The sequence below is a fragment of the Delftia sp. WSY_22 genome (assembly GCF_043104185.1).
In the GTDB taxonomy this organism is placed as follows: domain Bacteria; phylum Pseudomonadota; class Gammaproteobacteria; order Burkholderiales; family Burkholderiaceae_C; genus Comamonas; species Comamonas tsuruhatensis.
The window spans coordinates 1-954 of record NZ_JBICKN010000054.1 but is presented as its reverse complement, the minus strand read 5'-3'; the positions used below and the strand labels follow the sequence as shown (position 1 = coordinate 954).

1 protein-coding gene is annotated in these 954 nt (G+C 64.6%); it reads right to left on the bottom strand.

Annotated elements, in window-relative coordinates:
* Positions 1-954, bottom strand: a 954-nt coding sequence (locus tag ACF8NF_RS23265; protein WP_392451334.1) for a type VI secretion system Vgr family protein, incomplete at both ends; no start/stop codon positions are given.

Genomic DNA, 954 nt, shown 5'->3' with positions numbered 1-954 from the left:
TCTCCGGCCGGACCCACGACGACGGCAGTCTGCGGGCCCGTGGTGCGCGGCTTGGGCGTGGTGCGCGGCGGCGTGAAGGCCAGGCTGGTGGGCTGGGCCTGCAGTTCGTAGCGCTGGAAGGAGCCGTCTTCGGCGGCGCTGCCCTTGGCGCCCGGGGCGACGGCGCTGACGCGGGGGTTCTCCTTGAGGTGGTAGCTCAGGCCGGTGATCAGGTACTGCCGGTTCTGGTCCCCGCGCGGGTAGTTGTAGAGGCTGAAGGTGTAGCCCGTGGCCAGCGCCCGGTGGCAGGACTGGCCCCGCACCCGGCTGTGGCCTGTGAGGCCTTGCTTCAGTCGCACGCGGATGTAGGCATCTCCATCGCCGTACTCCGTGTAGCCGCCCGGCCATTCGTAGGTTTCATGGCCATCGTGCGCATGGCCCGGTGGATCGCGGCGCATGTGGGACAGTTCGGCCCGGGGCTTTTTGAAGTCGTAGTCGTCGATGTAATGGCGGCCCGGCTTGATTTCCTGCTCCAGCTGCCAGGCGTGGATGTTTTCCTGATCGCCTGCGGCGGCTTTTTCCGGGGGATAGAAGGGAATGGATTCACCACCGGGCAATGCGCCGTGCGAGGCAATGATGTCGTCGCACAGCACCAGGGTGTGCCGGCCCGATGCGTGCTCGAAGAAATAGTAGATGCCTTCGTGCTCCATCAATCGCGAGACGAAGTCGCAATCGCTTTCGTTGTATTGCACGCAGTAGTCCCAACTGCGATAGGCGCGCGTGAGTTTCCTTTGCATTGGATGGCCATAGACGCCCAATACCTGCTCGACGATGTCGGGCACGTTGAGGTTCTGGAAGATGCGAAAGTCGCTCTTGCGCGTGGCCAGCCACAGCCAGGGGCTCAGGCGGGCCTTGTAGGCGTAGTGGCGGTGGTCCTGGCCCTGCATGCCGAAGCGGGTGACGATGCCGTCGATA